This window comes from Bradyrhizobium sp. th-b2 (genome assembly GCF_000426785.1).
GTDB lineage: Bacteria > Pseudomonadota > Alphaproteobacteria > Rhizobiales > Xanthobacteraceae > Bradyrhizobium > Bradyrhizobium septentrionale.
On record NZ_AUGA01000220.1, the window covers coordinates 1 to 1,818 of the forward strand.

Annotated in this window: 1 protein-coding gene; it reads right to left on the reverse strand. The window is 57.2% G+C overall.

Annotated features, from left to right (window positions below; genetic code table 11):
* Positions 1–106: 106 nt before the first annotated feature.
* Positions 107–1,818 (reverse strand): acyl-CoA dehydrogenase family protein (locus K359_RS0147790; RefSeq protein WP_210164122.1); only part of this gene is annotated, 1,712 nt, incomplete at its 5' end.

Sequence of the window (1,818 nt, forward strand, 5' to 3'; positions counted from 1 at the left end):
GGCTTTCGGACGCCAAGCGTTCGCTGAGGAGCGAGCGTGAATCGGGGCGTTCGCAATGCCAGCAGTTATAAGACGGGCCTCCTCGCTCCCCTTGTTAGCTACGGGATCAGACATACTGCTCCAGCTTGAGGTAATCGCTCGTGAGGACAGGTGAGCGGATAGAAGAAGCTGCGTCTTGAAGGAAGGTATTCAGTGTCCGACTAGCGCGAACGCGGCCTTCGAAAGATAGCCGTGCCGGTGCGCGAGTACGGAGAGTTGCTAGTTCGGAACCAACAAGGTCAGCCGCGGCAGCGGCGCAATCTGAGGCGGAGAAGCAACCAGCAGACATGACAGCTTGTGCCAGTCCTAGTGTGGTGAGCCAACCCGCATAGATTAGCACGGCACCGTCTGTCTCATTGAGCCCAGAGAGTTTCTCAATTGCAGCAGCATGGACCGGCGCCGCACCAAGAGACAGAAAAAGATCGGCTATTTCGTCACGTGTGGCTCTAGAGAGAAGGCAGCGGCCGAGATGTGATAGGAGCGCCTCAGTCGGACCTTCGAAGATGCGGAGAATGCGAGCGTCTCGATAAATTTTAGCTACAGGCGTTCCCTCATCGTAACCACGGCCACCTAACAGTTGTAAGCATTGATCTGCGACGACGCCGCACCACTCCGACGACAAAACCTTCGTTGCCGACGCAAGGTGGACGTTGGGCGCGCTCTGCGCTGAGACAAGTCGGCAGGATGCAGCTAGCATTGCCTTCACTACTTCCCGCCGGAGTACCATCTGCTCAAATAACTGCTCGATATAGCTGTTCTCGATCATGCGCAGCTTACCCAGTCGACGATGGCTTGCATATGAGGCTGCGACCTGGATAGCGCGCTCAAGGGCTCCAAGACCCATAGCAGCCACACCGATGCGCCCGCGGTTCATACTAGATGCTGCTGCTCCCCAGCCGTCTTGATCGCGAGAGAGCACGTAAGCACTCGGCACCTCGACATTCTGGAACTCCAGAGTATTTTGAATGATGCCACGTAGACCGAGTGTGCGATGCTCGTGCGTGACCTTTAGGCCCGGAGCCTGCCTATCAACGAGCACACCAACGAGCCGACCTTTCGCATCGGGACCAGAGGCTCGCGCAAAGCAAACGATCCAACGAGCCCAGTCAGCGAGGCCGATCCAGATTTTGCGGCCAGAGATGCGAACTCTATCTTCGTGCATGAAAGCCGAAGCCTCTATATGCCGCGGAGCAGAGCCAGCGCCAGGCTCCGTCAAAGCGAAGGCGCAAAGGTCGCCGCGTGTTGCACCCCACATGACATGTCTTTGTTCAGGGATGTGCGGTGCCGCTTCGATGCAGGGCAACGCCAGGAAGTTATGGATCACGAGGGTCGAGGCAGCCGAGACATCGAAGGATGCAGTGGCGGAGATGAGGTCGATGGCCTCTTGCAAGGGAAGAGCTAATCCGCCGTGCTCTGCTGGTGTAGTGAGCCCGAACAGTCCATGCCTTGCCAATATGCTGTGTAGGGTCGGAGGGAATGCTCGGCGGTCATCCGCGTCTGCGAAATTCAACTGATTCAGGTCATCGATCAAGCTGGAATATAGGGTAGGTGCACCACCGTCAGCTGTGCGTTCGTGCGCCTCCCCGAATGGAGAGTAAACTTGAGAGTACATAGCCATTAGTGCATAATGGATGAGCCCGCGCTTCGTGCCAATCATCCCCGGGGCTAGCTCGATCACACAATGGTATATGTGGATGGGAGCGTAGCATGAGCAGGCTGCCCTAGCAGGCTGTTGAAAAAGGTGCTCGCCGCCGACCAGCGACCGTGATTCATTGGCTC